We start from the raw sequence: 16,572 nt of genomic DNA on the forward strand, positions 1-16,572 counted from the left end.
CCGAATGTCATGTCAGGCGAATTCTGTGGGAGCGAATTCATTCGCGAAGAGGCCGGTATGTCCGATGCACTTCTATCGTCTGGAATACCGCTTTCGCGAATGAATTCGCTCCCACATTTGCTGCACGAAGCGAATTATTTCCCCAACCTGCGCAACTCATCCGACTCGACAACCCTTACCCCTTCCTGTTCTTCCAACGCCAGTCGCCAAAGTGCCCGGGCCAAATGGCAGGCTTCGATGGCGCCGTATTTGCCGGGGATCAGCTTGGCGATAGGTGCGGCCAGTTGCTCGGCCCAGCGGGTTTCCGTGCGATTGCCGACCAGCAGCGAGGGGCGGGCGATGGTCAGTTGCGGCCAGTCCTGGGCTTCGAGGGCTTTTTCCATCTCGCCCTTGACCTGGCTGTAGAACACGCTGGATTCAGGGTCGGCGTTCACCGCGCTGATCACCAGCAGGTGCCGCGCGCCGAGTTCGCGAGCGCGTTTGCCAAAGGCCACGACCAGATCCAGGTCGATGGCGCGAAAGGCTTCCTGCGAGCCCGCTTGTTTGATGGTGCTGCCCAGGCAGCAGAAGGCGATATCGACCTGGCCGTGCAATTCGGGCAGCAGACTGGCCAGTTCGCCGACGGGGTTTTCCAGATGCGAATGCTCGGCCAGGGGCCTGCGGGTCGGGGCCAGCACGCGGCTGACCGTGGGTTCGCTGAGCAAGCGATCGAGCAGATGTTCACCGGTCAGGCCGGTGGCCCCTGCGAGCAAAATGTATTGCGGCGTCAAGTACATAAACTTTCTCCTTGATCGTTACAGCTTAGGCGCCTTAGTGACTTGCGGTGGTTTTCGCTTCCTTGCGCACCATTGTCGTTGTGTTCAGGGCCCGTTCCGCCTGGGTTTTGCGCAGCAGCTGCCAGTGCGCGATGACCCCTTTGGGCGCCCAGATCTGCGGTTCGGACGCTTCAAAGTTGTCAGCGATCTCGCGCTTGGCCACTTCGGCCCTGGCTTCATTGAACGCTTGTTGCAGGTCATCTGTTTCGACCAGCGCCTTGGCGAATAGTGCGTCGCCAAAGTAAGTGAAGTCCGCTTCCTCGGAGCAGCCGAAGGACACGCGGTCGGCCCGCGAGGCGGTGATCACGGCGGTGCGTTCGTCTTTGAGGGCTGGAATGAAACCGCCGGAGTAGCAGGCCGAGATCACGACGACTTTGTCGCGGTTCTTCAGCGGGGCCATGACCGCTGCCAGATCGTCGGCGGGCAGGTCGGCGAGTTCCAGGCGCGGCTGGTCAAGGACCAGTTGGTGATCGTGGGTGCCGTGGCTGGTCAAGTAGATGAACACCAGGTCTTCCGGACCGGTGCGCATGGCCAGGGTCTGGATGGCGCGGCTGATGTTCTCGCGGGTCGCCATGGGTCGGTCGCCCATGTGATCGCGATGGTTGACCAGGGTGATCTGGCCGGTGGCGCCGAAGCGCGAGGCCAGCAGGTTGTTGACGTAGTCTGCTTCGCGCATGAACACGCTCTGCTTGCCGTCGCCACCGACGACCAGGCTGTATAGCTCGACCGCCGGAGTGGACACCGGGACGGCGGCCAGGGCTTTTTCCAGCAGCGGGCCCTGGGCCAGGATGCCTTCTTCCAGCGGGTCGGGGAGCAATTTGCCAAGGCCATCGCGCACGCGCTGGCCATTGGCCCAGGTGCCGCCTTGCACGCTGCCGTCAGCGCCGATCAGCACGCCCTGGCCGTCGTAGGCATCGTCGTCGAACTCGCCGATATAAAGGCTGCCATCGGCCAGTTGCAGGCGGCCTTCGCCGGAATAACGCCAGTTGTTGAACTGGCCGACGTAATGGCTGCCATCGGCGCCGATCAGCTCGCCCTTGCCGTTGAGTGCGCCGTCCTTGAACTGGCCGACCCAGACGTCGCCGTCGCTGTTTTCGTAACGGCCTTTGCCATTGAGCTGGTTGTTGTGGAAACCGCCAGCGTACTGGTCGCCATCGGCGCTGTTGAAGTTGCCGTTGCCTTCCAGCTGGCCGTTGACGAATTTGCCGCTGAACTGATTGCCGCTGCCGTCGCTGCGCTGGCCTTCGCCATTGGGCTTGCCGTGGGCGAATACACCTTGATACTGGCTGCCGTCTTCGAGCTCGAGGCGACCGAGGCCGTCGTACTGGTCGGCCTTGAACGCGCCCCGGTAGGTCAGGCCGCGTTCCTTGAGGGTGCCTTCGCCATCGCGGCGACCCTGCTTGAAGCCGCCGACATAGCTGCCGGTGCCGGTGGTCAGGGTGCCCTGGCCGTCGAACAGGCCGTTGAGGAAGCCGCCTTTGTAGATGTCACCGTTGCTCGCGTGCCACTCGCCCTGGCCATGCCATTGGCCATTCTGGAACTGCCCGGCATACCAGCTGCCGTTGGGGTAGTCGACCCGGCCCTTGCCTTGCAGCAGGCCATTGACCACGTCACCGCGATAGCGGCCGCCGTCGGGCAGGCGTGCGTCAGGCGGCGATAGCGGTTCGCCATTGCCACAGGCAGCAATCAGAAGGGTCAGAGCGAGTGGAGCAAGCGCGCGCATGTCGGATCCCGAAAAAAGTAATTCAGGCGTGATCGAGCCAGTCGCTCATTCACAGCCGGGGGGGAGTATGCCGCAGCGGGGAAGAGGGACGAAACAGTCAGAACCGACTGTTTCGTGTTTTAAGGGTGTTACACGAAGCACAACGACAGGGGTTCAGCGATGAATGCAGGCTTGTCCTGGCCTTCGATTTCCAGTGTTGTAGTGGCTTTGAGCAGCCATTGGCCGGGCTTTTTCTCGGTGACTTCGGTCAGTTCGACTTTTAGACGAACGCGCGAGTCGACTTTCACCGGTTGGATGAAGCGCACGCTGTCCAGACCGTAATTGACCACCATTTTCAGACCTTCGGGCAGAACCAGCAGATTCTCCATCAGTTGCGGAATCAGCGACAGCGACAGAAAACCGTGGGCGATGGTGCCGCCAAAGGGCGTCTGTGCGGCCTTGACCGGGTCGACGTGGATGAACTGATGGTCGCCGGTGGCCTCGGCAAACAGGTTGATGCGTTCCTGATCGATGGTCAGCCATTCGGAACATCCCAGTTCCTTGCCGATATAGTCCTTGAGCGCTGCTGCAGGTACGTAGGGCATTGATCTCTCCATGGGGTGCGTCTGTTTTTATTGGGACGCCTGCGTAACGGTGCGGGCGATACTCAAGATCAGCATGCGCACGGCAGTTGGTCAAGGTCGCTTGGCTATGCGAATGGCTAACCATAGACAGTGTGCAGCCGTGCTTATAATGGGCCGCGAATTTGTCGGAGTTGTTTTTATGCTGCTACGGGGCCTGACCTGGCTGGTGCTGTTCCAATTGCTGGGCACTGCACTGAACCACCTGTTCTTGTCGATTCTGCCGGGGCCGATCATTGGCCTGGTCTTGCTGCTGGGCTACCTGATGGTGCGCGGCGAGGTCAGTGAGCCCGTCAGCGTCGCGGCAAGCAGCCTGCTGCGTTATCTGCCGCTGCTGCTGGTGCCGCCTGCGGTGGGCATCATGATTTATGCCACGGCCATCGCCGAAAACTTCTGGGCCATCGCCGGTTCGCTGGTGCTGTCCCTGGTGATTTCCCTGACCTTCGTCGGCTGGCTCATGCAAAAACTCATCGATCGTCGGACGCAGCAGCATGAATCTTGACTGGCAGGGCGCCTGGGCGTCGGTGATTCACCATCCTTTGTTCGGTATCGCTCTGACCCTGGGCGCTTATCAATTGGCCATGGCCTGCTACGAGAAAACCCGTTGGGTGTTTTTCCAGCCGGTGCTGGCCTCGATGTCGGTGGTGATCATCATGCTGGTCAGCTGCGGGCTGGATTACGCCGAATACCGTAAGAGCACGGAAATCCTCGGCATTCTGCTGGGCCCGGCGACGGTAGCCTTGGCGGTGCCGCTCTATCTGAATCTGCGGCGCATTCGGCAGCTGTTCTGGCCCATTTTGACTACGCTGGTGGTGGGTGGGGTATTCGCCACGGGCCTGTGCCTGCTGATTGGCTGGCTGCTGGGGGCCAATCACATGATCCTGATGACCATGGCGCCCAAGTCGGTGACGTCGCCCATCGCCATGCTGGTGGCCGAGCAGATGGGCGGTGTCGCAGCGCTGGCGGCGGTGTTCGTCTTGATTACTGGCGTGATCGGCGCGATATTCGGCCCGGCCTTGTTGACCTGGGCCGGTGTGCACAGCCATGCCGCGCGGGGTATGGCGCTGGGCCTGACCGCTCACGCGGTGGGCACTTCCGTGGCCTTGCAGGAAGGTGAGGAGTGTGGCGCCTTTGCCGCCCTGGCGATGAGCCTGATGGGCGTGGCAACGGCGCTGTTCCTGCCATTGACCGTGTCTCTGCTTGTTTAAGGGTTTGAATATGACGCTACCGCTTTTGCCGCTGTTTCCACTCAATGCTGTGTTGTTTCCGGGGTGCGTGCTCGATCTGCAATTGTTCGAGGCGCGCTATCTGGACATGATCGGCCGCTGCATGAAGCAGGGCGAAGGGTTCGGCGTGGTCTGCATCACCGAGGGCAGCGAAGTGGGCGAACTGCCTGCCGGCTTCTCGCAGATCGGTTGTGAAGCCTTGGTCACTGACTTCCAGCAGCAGGACAACGGCCTGCTGGGTATCCGGGTCATGGGCGGCCGCCGTTTTCGTGTGCACAGCGCCGAGGTGCAACGCGACAAGTCGCTGATCGCTCAGGTGCAGTGGCTTGAAGAGCCCGCAGAACAACCACTGCAGGAAGAAGACGCCGACCTGCTGGCGTTGCTGACTGCGTTGGCCGAACACCCCATGGTTGCTGCCCTGAATATGGGTCTCAATGCCAGCGGCCAGCAGTCCCTGAGCAATCAACTGGCCTATCTGCTGCCGTTCAACGAGAACGACAAGGTTGACCTGTTGGGTATCGATGATCCTGAAGAGCGCCTCGACGCCATTCAGGACCTGCTCGACGAGATGCAGGGTGACCTTCAGCCGTGAGCCTCGTATTGATAACGCGCCAGCGCATGGGGCAGTTCCAGCGCGCCGCAGATGGCGAACAGCGCCAATAGCAGCGGCAGGACCAGCCACCAGACCCGAATGGGCATCGCCGGCAGTGAGGTATGCCGCTGGACGATGGCCAGGCTGGTCGCGCAGGTGAAGAACGCCAGCAGCATCCCCGCCAGCACATCAGTCGGCCAATGCACGCCCAGATAGACCCGCGACATGGCGATCGATGCTGCCGGAATGCAGCCCAGCAGCAGCCAGGTCAGGCGCAGGCGCGTCGGTTGGCCGCGTCCGGCCAGTACCGCCAGGCTCATGAACAGCGCGAATGCCGCTGAAGAGTGGCCGCTGGGCATGCTGTAGGTGGTCAGCGGGTCGAGCAGGACTTCCGGGCGGGCGCGGGCGAAGAGCATTTTCATCGCGCCGTTGCACAGGGCCGCGCCTACGGTGGCGCCGGCGGCGAACAGCAGATGGCGCCACTGCCGGGCGATGGCCAGGGCCGCCACCAGCAGGGCGCCGGCGGCGAACTGAGTCCTGAAATCGCCCAGGCGGGTCACGATCACCACGAAGGTTTGTGCGACATCACTGCGGTGTTCCTGCACCAGAGTCATCAGGCCCTGGTCGAATTGCGGCAGGTACGGCCAGCCGAGAAACACCGCCAACAGCAAAATCAGGCTGGTCAGGGCAATCAAGGGCGTGGCGTAGCGTTTATTGCGCAGGCTGGCCTGGATGCTCAGCCCCAGCAGCACCGCCAACCCGCCTGCGACCACTGCCGTCTGCGGCCAGAAACCCTCCGGCAGTGGCAAGCGTACCGCCGCACCGGCGGCCCAGCCGGGAATCAGGTAGACCATCGACCAGCCAGCCGCCGCGACGATGCTGACGGCGATGAAGCGTGGCAACGGCATGTCGAACATGCCCGCGACCATGGGCAGCATGGGCCGCAGCGGGCCGATAAAGCGCCCGACCAGCAGGCTGGCAATACCGTAACGCTGGAAGTAGGTCTCGGCGCCGCCGATCCACTCCGGATGATGGCGAAGGCCGGGCAGGCGGCGGATATTCTGATGGAAATAGCGACCGATAAAGTACGACACGCCGTCACCCAGCAGGCCGCCAAGGAAGCCCAGCAGCAGGACTTCCTGCAATGGCAGCACGCCACTTCCCGCCAGCGCCGCCACGGCGAACAACACCACGGTGCCAGGTACGATGATCCCGGCAATCGCCAGGCATTCGGTAAAGGACACCAGGAAAATCGCCACGGATAGCCACGAAGGGTTGGCCGCCAGCCAGGTGGTGATGCTGTCGAGCCAGGGCCCCATGGATCAGTTTCCTTGAACGGTTAAAAAGTAGTCGCGACCTTCGACCTGACCGCGCCGCAGCGGGTTCCGCGTACAAAAGGCGGCGTGGTCGGCGTCGACGAAGCGGTACATCAGGTGTTCGTCGCGGCCTGCGGGGATGCCCAGGCGGGTGGTCTGGATAATGGCTGTCGGCATGAGCCCGACATCCTCGACGTACAGTCGCTGCAGATCAAAGCGCCGGGCGTCCCAGTCCGGGACCTTCAGGCCCAGGGCCTTGCACAGCAGCGTCTGGCCGGCACACAGGCGTTGCGGCGTACGCATTGCGCCGCTGGCGTCGGGGTTGTTCAGTTGCATCTGCGCCAGGCTGTTGGCATCTGACAGGGCGTCGAGCCAAGGGTAGGCGGATTTGATCAGCACGGCATTGCCCGGTCCTTCGGCGCTGAAGTTCAACGAATCGCCTCCCCGGGAGTAGTACATATAGATGTGGCCGCCGTCGAGAAACAGCGCCCTGCGTTTTTCGGTATAGCCCAGTGAGGCGTGACTGCCACGTTCGGCGCAGTAATAGGCCTCGGTTTCGATGATGCGTGCCGACAGCCACAGCTCGCCGACCTTATGCCGGATGATCTTGCCCAACAGACCCCGGGCAAGGATCTGGGCATCGCGGTTGAAGAACTCATCGGGGAGAGCGTTGGGCATGGCGGGCGCTGCCTGGGCGGACGGGATCGCGATCTTACCAAGGGTCGTCTTAATTGCAGCTGAATCGCGCCGCGACATGCTTTTACAAGTTGTTTCGACCATCCGCCTGTCTGCGCTGTCGTTAGTCACGCTTGACAGCTATAATCCGCCGCTTTCCTCTTTGCCAAGACCTCTGAGACCATGACTGAGTCCGTTCTTGACTACATGACCCGTCTGGGCCGTGCTGCCCGCGAGGCTTCCCGCGTCATCGGCCGTGCCAGCACTGCGCAGAAAAACCGCGCCCTGCTCGCCACCGCTGCCGCCCTGGATGCAGCCCGTGAGCAGTTGTCTGCCGCCAACGAGCAGGACTTGGCCGCCGGTCGCGCCAATGGCCTTGAAGCGGCCATGCTGGAACGCCTGAGCCTGACCCCCGTGCGCATCGACAAGATGATCGAAGGGCTGCGTCAGGTGGCGAACCTGCCGGACCCGATCGGCTCGATCCGCGACATGAATTTCCAGCCCTCCGGTATCCAGGTCGGCAAGATGCGCGTGCCTCTGGGCGTGGTCGGGATCATCTATGAGTCGCGTCCGAACGTAACCATTGATGCAGCGAGCCTGTGCCTGAAGTCGGGCAACGCCACTATCCTGCGTGGCGGCTCCGAGGCGATTCACTCCAATCGCGCCATCGCCGCCTGCATCGAGCGCGGTCTGGCCGACGCCGGCCTGCCGCCTGCGGTGGTGCAAGTAGTCGAGACCACCGATCGCGCGGCGGTCGGCGCGCTGATCACCATGCCCGAATACGTCGACGTTATCGTCCCGCGTGGCGGCAAGGGCCTGATCGAGCGCGTCAGCCGTGATGCCCGCGTGCCGGTGATCAAGCACCTGGACGGTATCTGCCACGTTTACGTCAGCGCCCATGCCGACCTGAGCAGCGCCCAGCGCATCTGCTTCAACGCCAAGACTTACCGCTACGGTATCTGCGGGGCCATGGAGACCCTGCTGGTGGACCAGACCATCGCGCCGGACTTCCTGCCGCAGATGGCCGCCCAGTTCCGCGAAAAAGGCGTCGAACTACGCGGTTGCGAGCGTACCCGGGACATCATCGATGTGATCCCGGCGACTGAAGAGGACTGGCACACCGAGTACCTGGACGCGATCCTGTCGATCCGCATCGTCACCGGTCTCGACCAGGCTATCGAACATATCAATCACTATGGTTCGCACCACAGTGACGCCATTGTCTCCGACCATCAGGCCCAGACTCGCCGTTTCATGGCTGAAGTCGACTCCAGTTCGGTGATGATCAACGCCCCGACCAGCTTTGCCGACGGTTTTGAATACGGCCTGGGTGCCGAGATCGGCATTTCTACTGATAAGCTGCACGCCCGCGGCCCGGTAGGGCTCGAAGGCCTGACCTGCGAGAAGTACATCGTCATCGGCGATGGCCAGCAGTTGCGCGGACAGGAGCCAGCCTGACTTGAGCGAGCCCGGAAAGCCCCGACGCATTGGCATGCTCGGTGGCACCTTTGATCCGGTGCATATCGGACACCTGCGGGGCGCGCTGGAAGTGGCAGCCCTGCTTGAACTCGATGAGTTGCGCCTGACGCCCAGCGCCCGGCCACCTCATCGGGATACCCCCAGCGTTTCGGCGCAGGACCGTCTGGCGATGGTCCAGTGCGCAGTCGCCGGGGTTGCACCGCTGACGGTGGATGATCGCGAACTGCTTCGCGACAAGCCGTCGTACACCATCGACACCCTGGAATCGATGCGGGCCGAGTTGGCCGCAGAGGACCAGTTATTCCTGTTGCTGGGTTGGGACGCCTTTTGCGGGCTGCCGACCTGGCATCGTTGGGAAGCCCTGCTGGAGCACTGCCATATCGTGGTGTTGCAGCGCCCGGACGCCGACAGCGAGTCGCCCGACGCCATGCGCAACCTGCTGGCGGCGCGCGCCGTCAGCGATCCGAAGGCCCTCAAAGGGCCGGGCGGACACATTACATTCGTCTGGCAGACGCCGCTTTCGGTGTCTGCCACCCAGATCCGCCAACTGCTGGCCAGCGGTAAGTCGGTACGTTTTCTGGTGCCAGACGCGGTACTGGCCTACATCGATGCACACGGGCTGTACCGTGCGCCGAACACTGATGGGACGACCTGAGTACGCTTTTTCGACTAGCGTTCAGGCTTTCCACATAAATGAGTTGAATGAGTTTTATATGACAAAGCAAAAAATCTCCGTTTCCGGCGAAGAGCTGGTTGAACTGACCAAAGCAGCCCTGGAAGACGTCAAGGCCCAGGACATCCTGGTCATCGACGTCAAGGACAAGCACAGCCTGACCGACTACATGGTCATCGCTACCGGTACCTCGAATCGCCAGATCAACGCGATGCTCGATAAGGTCCGCGAGAACGTCAAAGCCAAGGGCGCACAGCCTCTGGGCGAAGAAGGCAAGGGCGAAAGCGACTGGGTCCTGCTGGACCTGGGCGACGTCATCGTGCACATGATGACCGCTGCGGCACGTCAGTTTTACGACCTGGAACGCCTGTGGCAGGGTGCTGAGCAGAGCCGTGCAGCCAGCGGTGCGCACCACACTCCTGGTAACGAATAAGGCATACGACCGTGCGACTGCGTCTGATCGCCGTCGGCTCCCGCATGCCCAAATGGGTGGAAGAAGGCTGGCATGAATATGCCAAGCGTCTGCCATCCGAGCTGGCGCTGGACCTGGTGGAAATTCCGCTCAATACCCGTGGCAAGAACGCCGACGTGGCCCGCCTGATCCGTCAGGAAGGCGAAGCCATGCTGGCCAAGGTGCAACCGGGTGAGCGGATCGTCACGCTTGAAGTCAACGGCAAGCCCTGGAGCACCGAGCAGCTGGCGGCGGAACTCGACCGCTGGCGCCTGGATTCGCGTACGGTCAACCTGATGGTCGGCGGCCCCGAAGGGCTGGCGCCGGAAGTCTGTGCCCGCAGTGAACAGCGCTGGTCGTTGTCGCCGCTGACCCTGCCGCATCCGCTGGTACGCATTCTGATCGGCGAACAGATCTATCGTGCCTGGACCGTTCTGTCCGGGCACCCCTATCACAAATAGCCTGCGTACCTCGCCGAAATGTCTCAGCCGATCCGCCTAAAAGACCATGAGAAAGACGCCCGTCTGGTGCGCGGCCGGGTCGTGGTCGGTGCAGTGGCCGTGGTGGTGCTGGTCTGCGTGCTGATTGCGCGGCTGTATTTCCTTCAGGTCATTCAGTACGACTATCACTCCACGCTGTCGGAGAACAATCGGGTGCATGTGCAGCCGATTCCGCCCAGCCGTGGCCTGATCTACGACCGCAACGGCGTGGTGATCGCGGATAACCGGCCCAGTTTCAGCCTGAGCATGACCCGCGAGCGTTCCGGCGACTGGGCGCAGATTCTCGATACCATCGTTGAAGTACTGGAGCTGACCCCGGACGACCGGATCATTTTCGAGAAGCGCATGAAGCAGGGGCGTCGGCCATTCGAGCCGGTGCCGATTCTGTTCGAGCTGACCGAGGAGCAAATCGCCCGCATCGCCGTTAACCAGTTCCGCCTGCCCGGCGTGGAGGTGGTGGCGCAATTGGTTCGGCATTACCCGCAAGGCGCGCATTTCGCGCATTCTGTCGGCTATATGGGGCGAATTGCCGAGAAAGAGCTGAAAAGTCTCGATCCGGTCAATTACAGCGGCACCCACCATATCGGCAAGACCGGTGTCGAACGTTTCTACGAAGACGAGCTGCATGGTCAGGTCGGCTACGAAGAAGTCGAGACCAACGCCCGTGGCCGCGTGCTACGGGTGCTCAAACGGACCGACCCGGTGCCGGGCAAGGACATCGTGCTGAGCCTGGACATCAAGTTGCAGGAAGCCGCCGAGAAAGCGCTGGACGGGCGGCGTGGTGCCATCGTGGCCATGGATCCGGCCACTGGCGAAGTACTGGCCATGGTCAGTGCGCCAAGCTTCGACCCCAACCTGTTCGTCACCGGCATCAGCTTCAAAGCCTACGCCGAACTGCGTGATTCCATCGACCGTCCACTGTTCAACCGCGTGCTGCGCGGCCTGTATCCGCCCGGCTCGACGATCAAGCCGGTGGTGGCGATTGCCGGTCTGGACAGCGGCGTGGTGACGGCCCAGACCCGGGTGTTCGACCCCGGCTACTACATGCTGCCCAACTACGATCACAAATATCGCAATTGGAACCGCACCGGCGATGGCTATGTGGATCTGGACACCGCGATCATGCGGTCCAACGACACCTACTTCTATGATCTGGCCCACAAGCTGGGCATCGACCGTCTGGCCAACTACATGAACAAGTTCGGCATCGGCCAGAAGGTCTCGCTGGATATGTTCGAAGAGTCCCCCGGGCTGATGCCGTCGCGGGACTGGAAGCGCATTACCCGGCGCCAGGCCTGGTTCCCCGGCGAAACTCTGATCCTCGGGATCGGCCAGGGCTATATGCAGGTCACGCCGCTGCAACTGGCCCAGGCCACGACGCTGGTGGCCAACAAGGGCATCTGGAACCGGCCGCATCTGGCCAAGACCATCGACGGTGTGCCGCCGGTTGACCCGAACCCGATGCCCAACGTGGTGCTGCACGACCCGACGTCGTGGGACAAGGTCAATCATGGTATGCAGCAAGTAATGCACGGCGCCCGGGGCACCGCGCGCAAGGCGTCCATCGGTGCGCAATATCGCATTGCCGGCAAGAGCGGTACAGCCCAGGTCGTGGCCATCAAGCAGGGTGAGAAGTACGACCGTTCCAAGGTTCAGGAACGTCATCGCGACCACGCCCTGTTCGTCGGCTTTGCCCCGGCCGATGCGCCGAAAATCGTCGTTGCAGTGATGCTGGAGAACGGCGAGGCCGGTTCCGGCGTCGCTGCACCCGTGGTCCGCCAGGTGATGGATGCCTGGTTGCTGGGCCCGGACGGCTTGCTCAAGCCTGAGTACGCCAGCTCTGCCAATCCGGAGGCTGCGGCCCGTGAAGAGTAATTTCGATCGCATCCTTTCCAGCGATGACGTGATGCGGCGTCGCGCGACTTTCCTGCAGCGCATCCATCTCGATGGCCCGCTGTTGATCCTGCTGCTGACTTTGGCGGCGGGCAGCCTGTTCGTCCTGTACTCGGCCAGCGGCAAGAACTGGGACCTGCTGATCAAGCAGGCCAGCTCGTTCGGTATCGGTCTGGTGGCAATGGTCACCATCGCCCAGCTCGAACCGCGCTTCATGGCGCGCTGGGTGCCGGTCCTGTATGTGATCGGCGTGCTGTTGCTGGTGGTGGTGGACGTAATGGGTCACAACGCCATGGGCGCGACGCGCTGGATCAACATTCCCGGAGTGATCCGCTTCCAGCCCTCGGAATTCCTCAAGATCATCATGCCGGCGACCATTGCCTGGTACCTGTCCAAGCGGACCCTGCCGCCGCATCTCAAGCACGTAGTGCTGAGCCTGGGGCTGATCGGCGTGCCGTTCATCCTGATTGTGCGTCAGCCCGACCTGGGCACTTCGCTGCTGATTCTCGCTTCGGGGACCTTCGTGCTGTTCATGGCCGGCCTGCGCTGGCGCTGGATCATCAGTGTGATCGCCGCTGCGGTGCCGGTGGCCGTGGGCATGTGGTTCTTCATCATGCACGACTACCAGAAGCAACGGATCCTGACTTTCCTCGACCCGGAGAGCGACCCGTTGGGCACCGGCTGGAACATCATCCAGTCCAAGGCAGCCATCGGTTCGGGCGGGGTTTTCGGCAAGGGCTGGCTGCTGGGCACCCAGTCGCACCTGGACTTCCTGCCGGAAAGCCACACCGACTTCATCATCGCGGTACTGGGCGAGGAGTTCGGTCTGGTCGGCATCTGCGCCTTGCTGGTGATCTACGTCATGCTGATAGGCCGTGGCCTGATGATCACCGCCCAGGCCCAGACGCTGTTCGGAAAATTGCTCGCCGGCAGCCTGACCATGACGTTTTTTGTTTACGTTTTCGTCAACATCGGTATGGTCAGTGGCCTGCTGCCGGTGGTGGGCGTGCCCTTGCCCTTCATTAGTTATGGAGGAACTTCGCTGGTGACACTGCTGTCAGCGTTTGGGGTTTTGATGTCGATCCATACACATCGTAAGTGGATCGCACAGGTTTGATTAAGGTGAAGAATTCAATGCGGGAAATGCTCAACCGGGCGGCGCGGTTTGCCCCTCTGGTCGGCCTGGTCGGTATCCTTGGCCCTGCGCAGGACGCAGCGGCCGGGGAATACGAAGGTTCGCCCAAGGTGGCCCAGTTCGTCGGTGAAATGACCCGCGACTACGGCTTTGCCGGCGAACAGCTGATTGATGTGTTCCGCGAGGTCGAGCGCAAGCAGGCGATTCTCGACGCGATCTCCCGTCCTGCCGAGCGGGTCAAGACGTGGAAGGACTACGGCCCGATGTTCCTCACCAGTGCGCGGATTGCCCGCGGCGTGGACTTCTGGCGCCAGCACGAGGCGGCCCTGGCCCGTGCCGAGCAGGAATATGGCGTTCCGGCCCAGGTGATCGTGGCGATTATCGGTGTCGAGACCTTTTTCGGCCGCAATACCGGCAACTATCGGGTGATGGACGCGCTGTCGACCCTGAGCTTCGACTATCCGCCGCGCGCCGACTTCTTCCGCAAGGAGCTTCGCGAGTTCCTGCTGCTGGCCCGTGAGCAACAGGTCGATCCGTTGACCATCAAGGGTTCCTACGCTGGTGCCATGGGCCTGCCGCAGTTCATGCCGAGCAGTTTTCGCGCCTATGCGGTGGATTTCGACGGCGATGGCCACATTAATATCTGGAGCGACCCCGATGACGCCATCGGCAGCGTTGCCAGCTATTTCAAGCAACATGGCTGGGTCGCGGGCGAACCTGTGGTCAGTCGCGCTACCATACGCGGCGACCGTGCCGAAGAGGGCCTGAGCCCCGGTATCGAGCCAGTAAAGACCGTTGGGGAGTTGCGAGCCCTGGGCTGGGCGAGTCATGATGCGCTGCGCGACGACCTGCCGGTCACCGCGTTTCGCCTGGATGGCGACAATGGCCCGGAATACTGGATGGGTCTGAAGAATTTCTACGCGATTACGCGATATAACCGCAGCGTGATGTACGCCATGGCCGTGCATCAGCTCTCTGATTTGCTGGTTCAAGCCCGGGGCGTCAAGTAATGCGATCATTGTCGATTCGCACATCAATCAAGGTTTTGGCCTACGCAGCATTGGGTCTGTTGGTTGTCAGTTGCACCTCCACGACCAGTCGTTCGCCGCAGCAGGGTAATGCCATCCGCTCGAAACCGGGCCTGGATATCAACCGTGCCCACAAGGACGGCGCGCCGTGGTGGGATGTCGATGTCTCGCGTATCCCCGATGCCACGCCAACCCTGCACAACGGCCCGTACAAGGCCAACCCCTATACGGTGCTGGGCAAGACCTATTTCCCGCTGAGCGACTCCAAGCGCTACGTGGCTTCGGGCACGGCGTCCTGGTATGGCACCAAGTTTCATGGCCAGAACACCGCCAATGGCGAGGTGTATGACCTGTATGGCATGAGCGCGGCGCACAAGACCCTGCCGCTGCCCAGTTATGTGCGAGTGACCAACCTGGACAACAACCGCAGCGTGATCCTGCGGGTCAACGACCGTGGTCCGTTCTACTCCGACCGCATCATCGACCTATCCTACGCCGCGGCGAAAAAACTCGGTTATGCCGAAATCGGCACCGCAAGGGTCAAGGTCGAGGGGATCGATCCGCAGGAATGGTGGGCCCAGCGTGGTCAGCCAGCGCCGCTACTGGTTGATCAGCCGCAAGTCACGGCCCAGGCTGCCGCGCCGGCCCTGACCGCCTCGACCGGCACCATTGAGCAGTACACGCCGCCGCCTCAACAGCACGCGGCACCGGCCGTACCCATCCAGATCGACGCAAAAAAAAACGCTTCAGGACCGCAATCTGGTCTGTTAGTCCAGGTGGGCGCTTTCGCCAATCCGGACGCTGCGGAACTCCTGAGGTCGAAATTGAGCGCGATGGTGCAAGCGCCAGTATTCGTGAGTTCAATAGCACGCAATCAGCAGACGCTCTACCGGGTTCGGATGGGGCCAGTCGGCACGCCGGGTGAAGCCCAGCAGCTGCAGAACAGCGTTCGGTCGGCCAATCTGGGCCAGGCCAGCGTGATTCCTGCGGAGTAATTGAAGGTTTTACGGTTGCCTGTCCGACATGAGTTGCCATAAGAGCAAGCGTCACAGGCAACTGTTCACAGGATCGCCTGTCGAACAGGGGGTCTTGTCAGCCGGGGTAATAGCCTGGCGCCGCAGGTCGCGGAGAGCGCCGACGCTTTCACCGACCTGATCAGCTTTGCCCGCGAGGGCATGTTTGCCCATTAGCATTTTCGAGAGACGGATGAACATCACCACCTTTGCAAAACGCCTTTGCCTGCTTGTACCGCTGATCATCACCCCGGCCGCCTGGGCTGCCGAGCAGATGACGCCTTCCGCCCCGCAACTGGCAGCCAAGGCCTATGTGCTGATGGATGCCAACAGCGGCAACGTGCTGGTCGAGAACAACGGTGATCAGCGCCTGGCCCCGGCCAGCCTGACCAAACTGATGACCGCCTACATCGCGACCCTGGAAATCCGTCGTGGCCAGATCGGCGAGAACGATCCGGTGACCATCAGCGAAAACGCCTGGCGTACCGGTGGTTCGCGGATGTTCCTCAAAGTGGGCAGCCAGGTGACCGTCAGCGACTTGCTGCACGGCATCATCATCCAGTCCGGCAACGACGCCAGCGTCGCGGTCTCCGAGCACATCGCCGGTAGCGAAGATGCGTTCGCTGACATGATGAACAAGACGGCCGGCGACCTGGGCATGACCAACAGTCACTTCATGAACCCGACCGGTCTGCCGAACCCTGATCACTACTCGTCGGCGCACGACATGGCGCGTCTGGCCCGGGCGATCATTCACGAAGATCCGGCGCACTACGCCATCTACTCGCAGAAGGAATTCTTCTGGAACGGCATCAAGCAGCCTAACCGCAACCTGCTGCTGTGGCGCGACAAGACCGTGGACGGCCTGAAAACCGGTCACACCGAAGAAGCCGGTTACTGCATGGTGTCCTCGGCTGTACGTGACGGCATGCGCCTGATCGCCGTGGTTTTCGGCACCAACAGCGAACAGGCCCGTGCGGCTGAAACCCAGAAGCTGTTGACCTACGGTTTCCGCTTCTTCGAAACCCAGAGCTTCTACCAGAAGGGCACTGAACTGGCCCAGGCCACCGTCTGGAAAGGTACCGAGCGTCAGGTCAAGGCCGGCCTGGCCGAAGACCTGACCATGACCATGCCTAAAGGCGAGATGAAGAAGCTCACCGCCAGCATGAGCATGAACCCGCAACTGGTCGCGCCTATCGCCAAGGGCGACGTGATCGGTAAAGTGGAAGTGAAAATGGACGACAAGGTGGTACACAGTGCCAACCTGATCGCCCTCGATGGTGTCGAGCAAGGTGGCATTTTCCGCCGCGTGTGGGATAGCATCCGCCTGTTCTTCTACGGCTTGTTCAACTGATTTTATCCAGTAGGCAATGCCGCACCGCGCGCCCGCCCTTATCCAGGGCGGGCGCGTCCGTCTTCACGGCTTGTGAGAC

17 protein-coding genes are annotated in these 16,572 nt (G+C 61.9%); 12 read left to right on the forward strand and 5 right to left on the reverse strand.

Features of this window, described 5'->3' with window-relative positions; genetic code table 11:
• Positions 1 to 134: 134 nt before the first annotated feature.
• The 3 genes from M2401_RS17435 to M2401_RS17445 form a co-directional block, all read right to left on the reverse strand.
• The gene (locus M2401_RS17435; protein WP_259104685.1) at positions 135 to 776 is read right to left on the reverse strand and encodes an oxidoreductase; all 642 of its coding nucleotides are present in this window, start codon (positions 774 to 776) and stop codon (positions 135 to 137) included.
• Between the two features lie 34 nt (positions 777 to 810).
• The gene (locus M2401_RS17440; protein ID WP_259104686.1) at positions 811 to 2,538 is read right to left on the reverse strand and encodes a C13 family peptidase; all 1,728 of its coding nucleotides are present in this window, start codon (positions 2,536 to 2,538) and stop codon (positions 811 to 813) included.
• A gap of 128 nt (positions 2,539 to 2,666) precedes the next feature.
• Positions 2,667 to 3,122, reverse strand: a complete 456-nt coding sequence (locus M2401_RS17445) for a MaoC family dehydratase (protein ID WP_259104687.1) — start codon at positions 3,120 to 3,122, stop codon at positions 2,667 to 2,669.
• A gap of 178 nt (positions 3,123 to 3,300) precedes the next feature.
• Between M2401_RS17445 and M2401_RS17450 the strand changes: the two genes are divergently transcribed.
• The 3 genes from M2401_RS17450 to M2401_RS17460 are packed head-to-tail and all read left to right on the forward strand — an operon-like array spanning position 3,301 to position 4,976.
• Positions 3,301 to 3,660, forward strand: coding sequence for a CidA/LrgA family protein (locus tag M2401_RS17450; protein ID WP_259104688.1), 360 nt, complete (start codon positions 3,301 to 3,303; stop codon positions 3,658 to 3,660).
• Positions 3,650 to 4,366, forward strand: a complete 717-nt coding sequence (locus tag M2401_RS17455) for an LrgB family protein (protein WP_259104689.1) — start codon at positions 3,650 to 3,652, stop codon at positions 4,364 to 4,366. Before M2401_RS17450 ends, M2401_RS17455 begins: the two co-directional genes overlap by 11 nt.
• Before the next feature lie 10 nt (positions 4,367 to 4,376).
• Entirely contained in the window at positions 4,377 to 4,976 is a 600-nt protein-coding gene (locus tag M2401_RS17460) for an LON peptidase substrate-binding domain-containing protein (protein WP_259104690.1), read from the forward strand.
• On the opposite strand, the gene M2401_RS17465 is transcribed toward M2401_RS17460, so the two are convergent.
• Positions 4,967 to 6,295: a bifunctional DedA family/phosphatase PAP2 family protein gene (locus tag M2401_RS17465; RefSeq protein WP_259104691.1), complete on the reverse strand. Its 1,329-nt coding sequence runs from the start codon at positions 6,293 to 6,295 to the stop codon at positions 4,967 to 4,969. The two genes, M2401_RS17460 and M2401_RS17465, sit on opposite strands and share 10 nt — an antisense overlap.
• A gap of 3 nt (positions 6,296 to 6,298) precedes the next feature.
• Positions 6,299 to 6,970 carry a DNA-3-methyladenine glycosylase gene (locus M2401_RS17470; protein ID WP_259104692.1) on the reverse strand — a complete coding sequence of 224 codons (672 nt, stop codon included), beginning with the start codon at positions 6,968 to 6,970 and terminating at the stop codon, positions 6,299 to 6,301.
• A gap of 180 nt (positions 6,971 to 7,150) precedes the next feature.
• On the opposite strand from M2401_RS17470, the gene M2401_RS17475 reads away from it, so the two are divergent.
• The 9 genes from M2401_RS17475 to M2401_RS17515 all read left to right on the forward strand — a co-directional run bounded on the left by M2401_RS17475 (position 7,151) and on the right by M2401_RS17515 (position 16,493).
• Positions 7,151 to 8,425 (forward strand): glutamate-5-semialdehyde dehydrogenase, encoded by a 1,275-nt coding sequence (locus M2401_RS17475; RefSeq protein WP_259104693.1) that lies wholly within the window; start codon positions 7,151 to 7,153, stop codon positions 8,423 to 8,425.
• Positions 8,391 to 9,101, forward strand: a complete 711-nt coding sequence (gene nadD / locus M2401_RS17480; RefSeq protein ID WP_259104694.1) for a nicotinate-nucleotide adenylyltransferase — start codon at positions 8,391 to 8,393, stop codon at positions 9,099 to 9,101. The genes M2401_RS17475 and nadD overlap by 35 nt, the downstream gene beginning before the upstream one ends.
• Positions 9,102 to 9,159: 58 nt before the next feature.
• Positions 9,160 to 9,552, forward strand: coding sequence for a ribosome silencing factor (rsfS, locus tag M2401_RS17485; protein ID WP_081569285.1), 393 nt, complete (start codon positions 9,160 to 9,162; stop codon positions 9,550 to 9,552).
• Positions 9,553 to 9,563: 11 nt separating this feature from the next.
• Entirely contained in the window at positions 9,564 to 10,031 is a 468-nt protein-coding gene (gene rlmH, locus M2401_RS17490; protein WP_259104695.1) for a 23S rRNA (pseudouridine(1915)-N(3))-methyltransferase RlmH, read from the forward strand.
• Between the two features lie 18 nt (positions 10,032 to 10,049).
• Positions 10,050 to 11,945 carry a penicillin-binding protein 2 gene (mrdA, locus tag M2401_RS17495; RefSeq protein WP_259104696.1) on the forward strand — a complete coding sequence of 632 codons (1,896 nt, stop codon included), beginning with the start codon at positions 10,050 to 10,052 and terminating at the stop codon, positions 11,943 to 11,945.
• A gap of 31 nt (positions 11,946 to 11,976) precedes the next feature.
• Positions 11,977 to 13,080 carry a rod shape-determining protein RodA gene (rodA, locus tag M2401_RS17500; protein WP_259104935.1) on the forward strand — a complete coding sequence of 368 codons (1,104 nt, stop codon included), beginning with the start codon at positions 11,977 to 11,979 and terminating at the stop codon, positions 13,078 to 13,080.
• 26 nt (positions 13,081 to 13,106) lie between these two features.
• The gene (mltB, locus tag M2401_RS17505) at positions 13,107 to 14,108 is read left to right on the forward strand and encodes a lytic murein transglycosylase B (RefSeq protein ID WP_409033949.1); all 1,002 of its coding nucleotides are present in this window, start codon (positions 13,107 to 13,109) and stop codon (positions 14,106 to 14,108) included.
• A complete protein-coding gene (locus M2401_RS17510; protein WP_259104697.1) occupies positions 14,108 to 15,121 on the forward strand; it encodes a septal ring lytic transglycosylase RlpA family protein in 1,014 nt (337 codons plus the stop codon). The genes mltB and M2401_RS17510 overlap by 1 nt, the downstream gene beginning before the upstream one ends.
• A 211-nt stretch (positions 15,122 to 15,332) precedes the next feature.
• Positions 15,333 to 16,493, forward strand: coding sequence for a D-alanyl-D-alanine carboxypeptidase family protein (locus M2401_RS17515; RefSeq protein WP_259104698.1), 1,161 nt, complete (start codon positions 15,333 to 15,335; stop codon positions 16,491 to 16,493).
• Positions 16,494 to 16,572 lie beyond the last annotated feature (79 nt).

The sequence above is a fragment of the Pseudomonas sp. JUb42 genome, assembly GCF_024807945.1.
Taxonomy (GTDB): Bacteria; Pseudomonadota; Gammaproteobacteria; order Pseudomonadales; family Pseudomonadaceae; genus Aquipseudomonas.

Bases quoted from the DNA above. Each gene is read 5' to 3' on its own strand.
- M2401_RS17510 (WP_259104697.1), top strand. From the start codon at position 14,108: ATGCGATCATTGTCGATTCGCACATCAATCAAGGTTTTGGCCTACGCA.
- M2401_RS17515 (WP_259104698.1), top strand. From the start codon at position 15,333: ATGAACATCACCACCTTTGCAAAACGCCTTTGCCTGCTTGTACCGCTG.
- nadD (WP_259104694.1), top strand. From the start codon at position 8,391: ATGGCCAGCAGTTGCGCGGACAGGAGCCAGCCTGACTTGAGCGAGCCC.
- rodA (WP_259104935.1), top strand. From the start codon at position 11,977: ATGCGGCGTCGCGCGACTTTCCTGCAGCGCATCCATCTCGATGGCCCG.
- M2401_RS17465 (WP_259104691.1), bottom strand. From the start codon at position 6,295: ATGGGGCCCTGGCTCGACAGCATCACCACCTGGCTGGCGGCCAACCCT.
- M2401_RS17455 (WP_259104689.1), top strand. From the start codon at position 3,650: ATGAATCTTGACTGGCAGGGCGCCTGGGCGTCGGTGATTCACCATCCT.
- M2401_RS17460 (WP_259104690.1), top strand. From the start codon at position 4,377: ATGACGCTACCGCTTTTGCCGCTGTTTCCACTCAATGCTGTGTTGTTT.
- M2401_RS17445 (WP_259104687.1), bottom strand. From the start codon at position 3,122: ATGCCCTACGTACCTGCAGCAGCGCTCAAGGACTATATCGGCAAGGAA.
- M2401_RS17475 (WP_259104693.1), top strand. From the start codon at position 7,151: ATGACTGAGTCCGTTCTTGACTACATGACCCGTCTGGGCCGTGCTGCC.
- mrdA (WP_259104696.1), top strand. From the start codon at position 10,050: ATGTCTCAGCCGATCCGCCTAAAAGACCATGAGAAAGACGCCCGTCTG.
- mltB (WP_409033949.1), top strand. From the start codon at position 13,107: ATGCTCAACCGGGCGGCGCGGTTTGCCCCTCTGGTCGGCCTGGTCGGT.
- rsfS (WP_081569285.1), top strand. From the start codon at position 9,160: ATGACAAAGCAAAAAATCTCCGTTTCCGGCGAAGAGCTGGTTGAACTG.
- M2401_RS17450 (WP_259104688.1), top strand. From the start codon at position 3,301: ATGCTGCTACGGGGCCTGACCTGGCTGGTGCTGTTCCAATTGCTGGGC.
- M2401_RS17440 (WP_259104686.1), bottom strand. From the start codon at position 2,538: ATGCGCGCGCTTGCTCCACTCGCTCTGACCCTTCTGATTGCTGCCTGT.
- M2401_RS17470 (WP_259104692.1), bottom strand. From the start codon at position 6,970: ATGCCCAACGCTCTCCCCGATGAGTTCTTCAACCGCGATGCCCAGATC.
- M2401_RS17435 (WP_259104685.1), bottom strand. From the start codon at position 776: ATGTACTTGACGCCGCAATACATTTTGCTCGCAGGGGCCACCGGCCTG.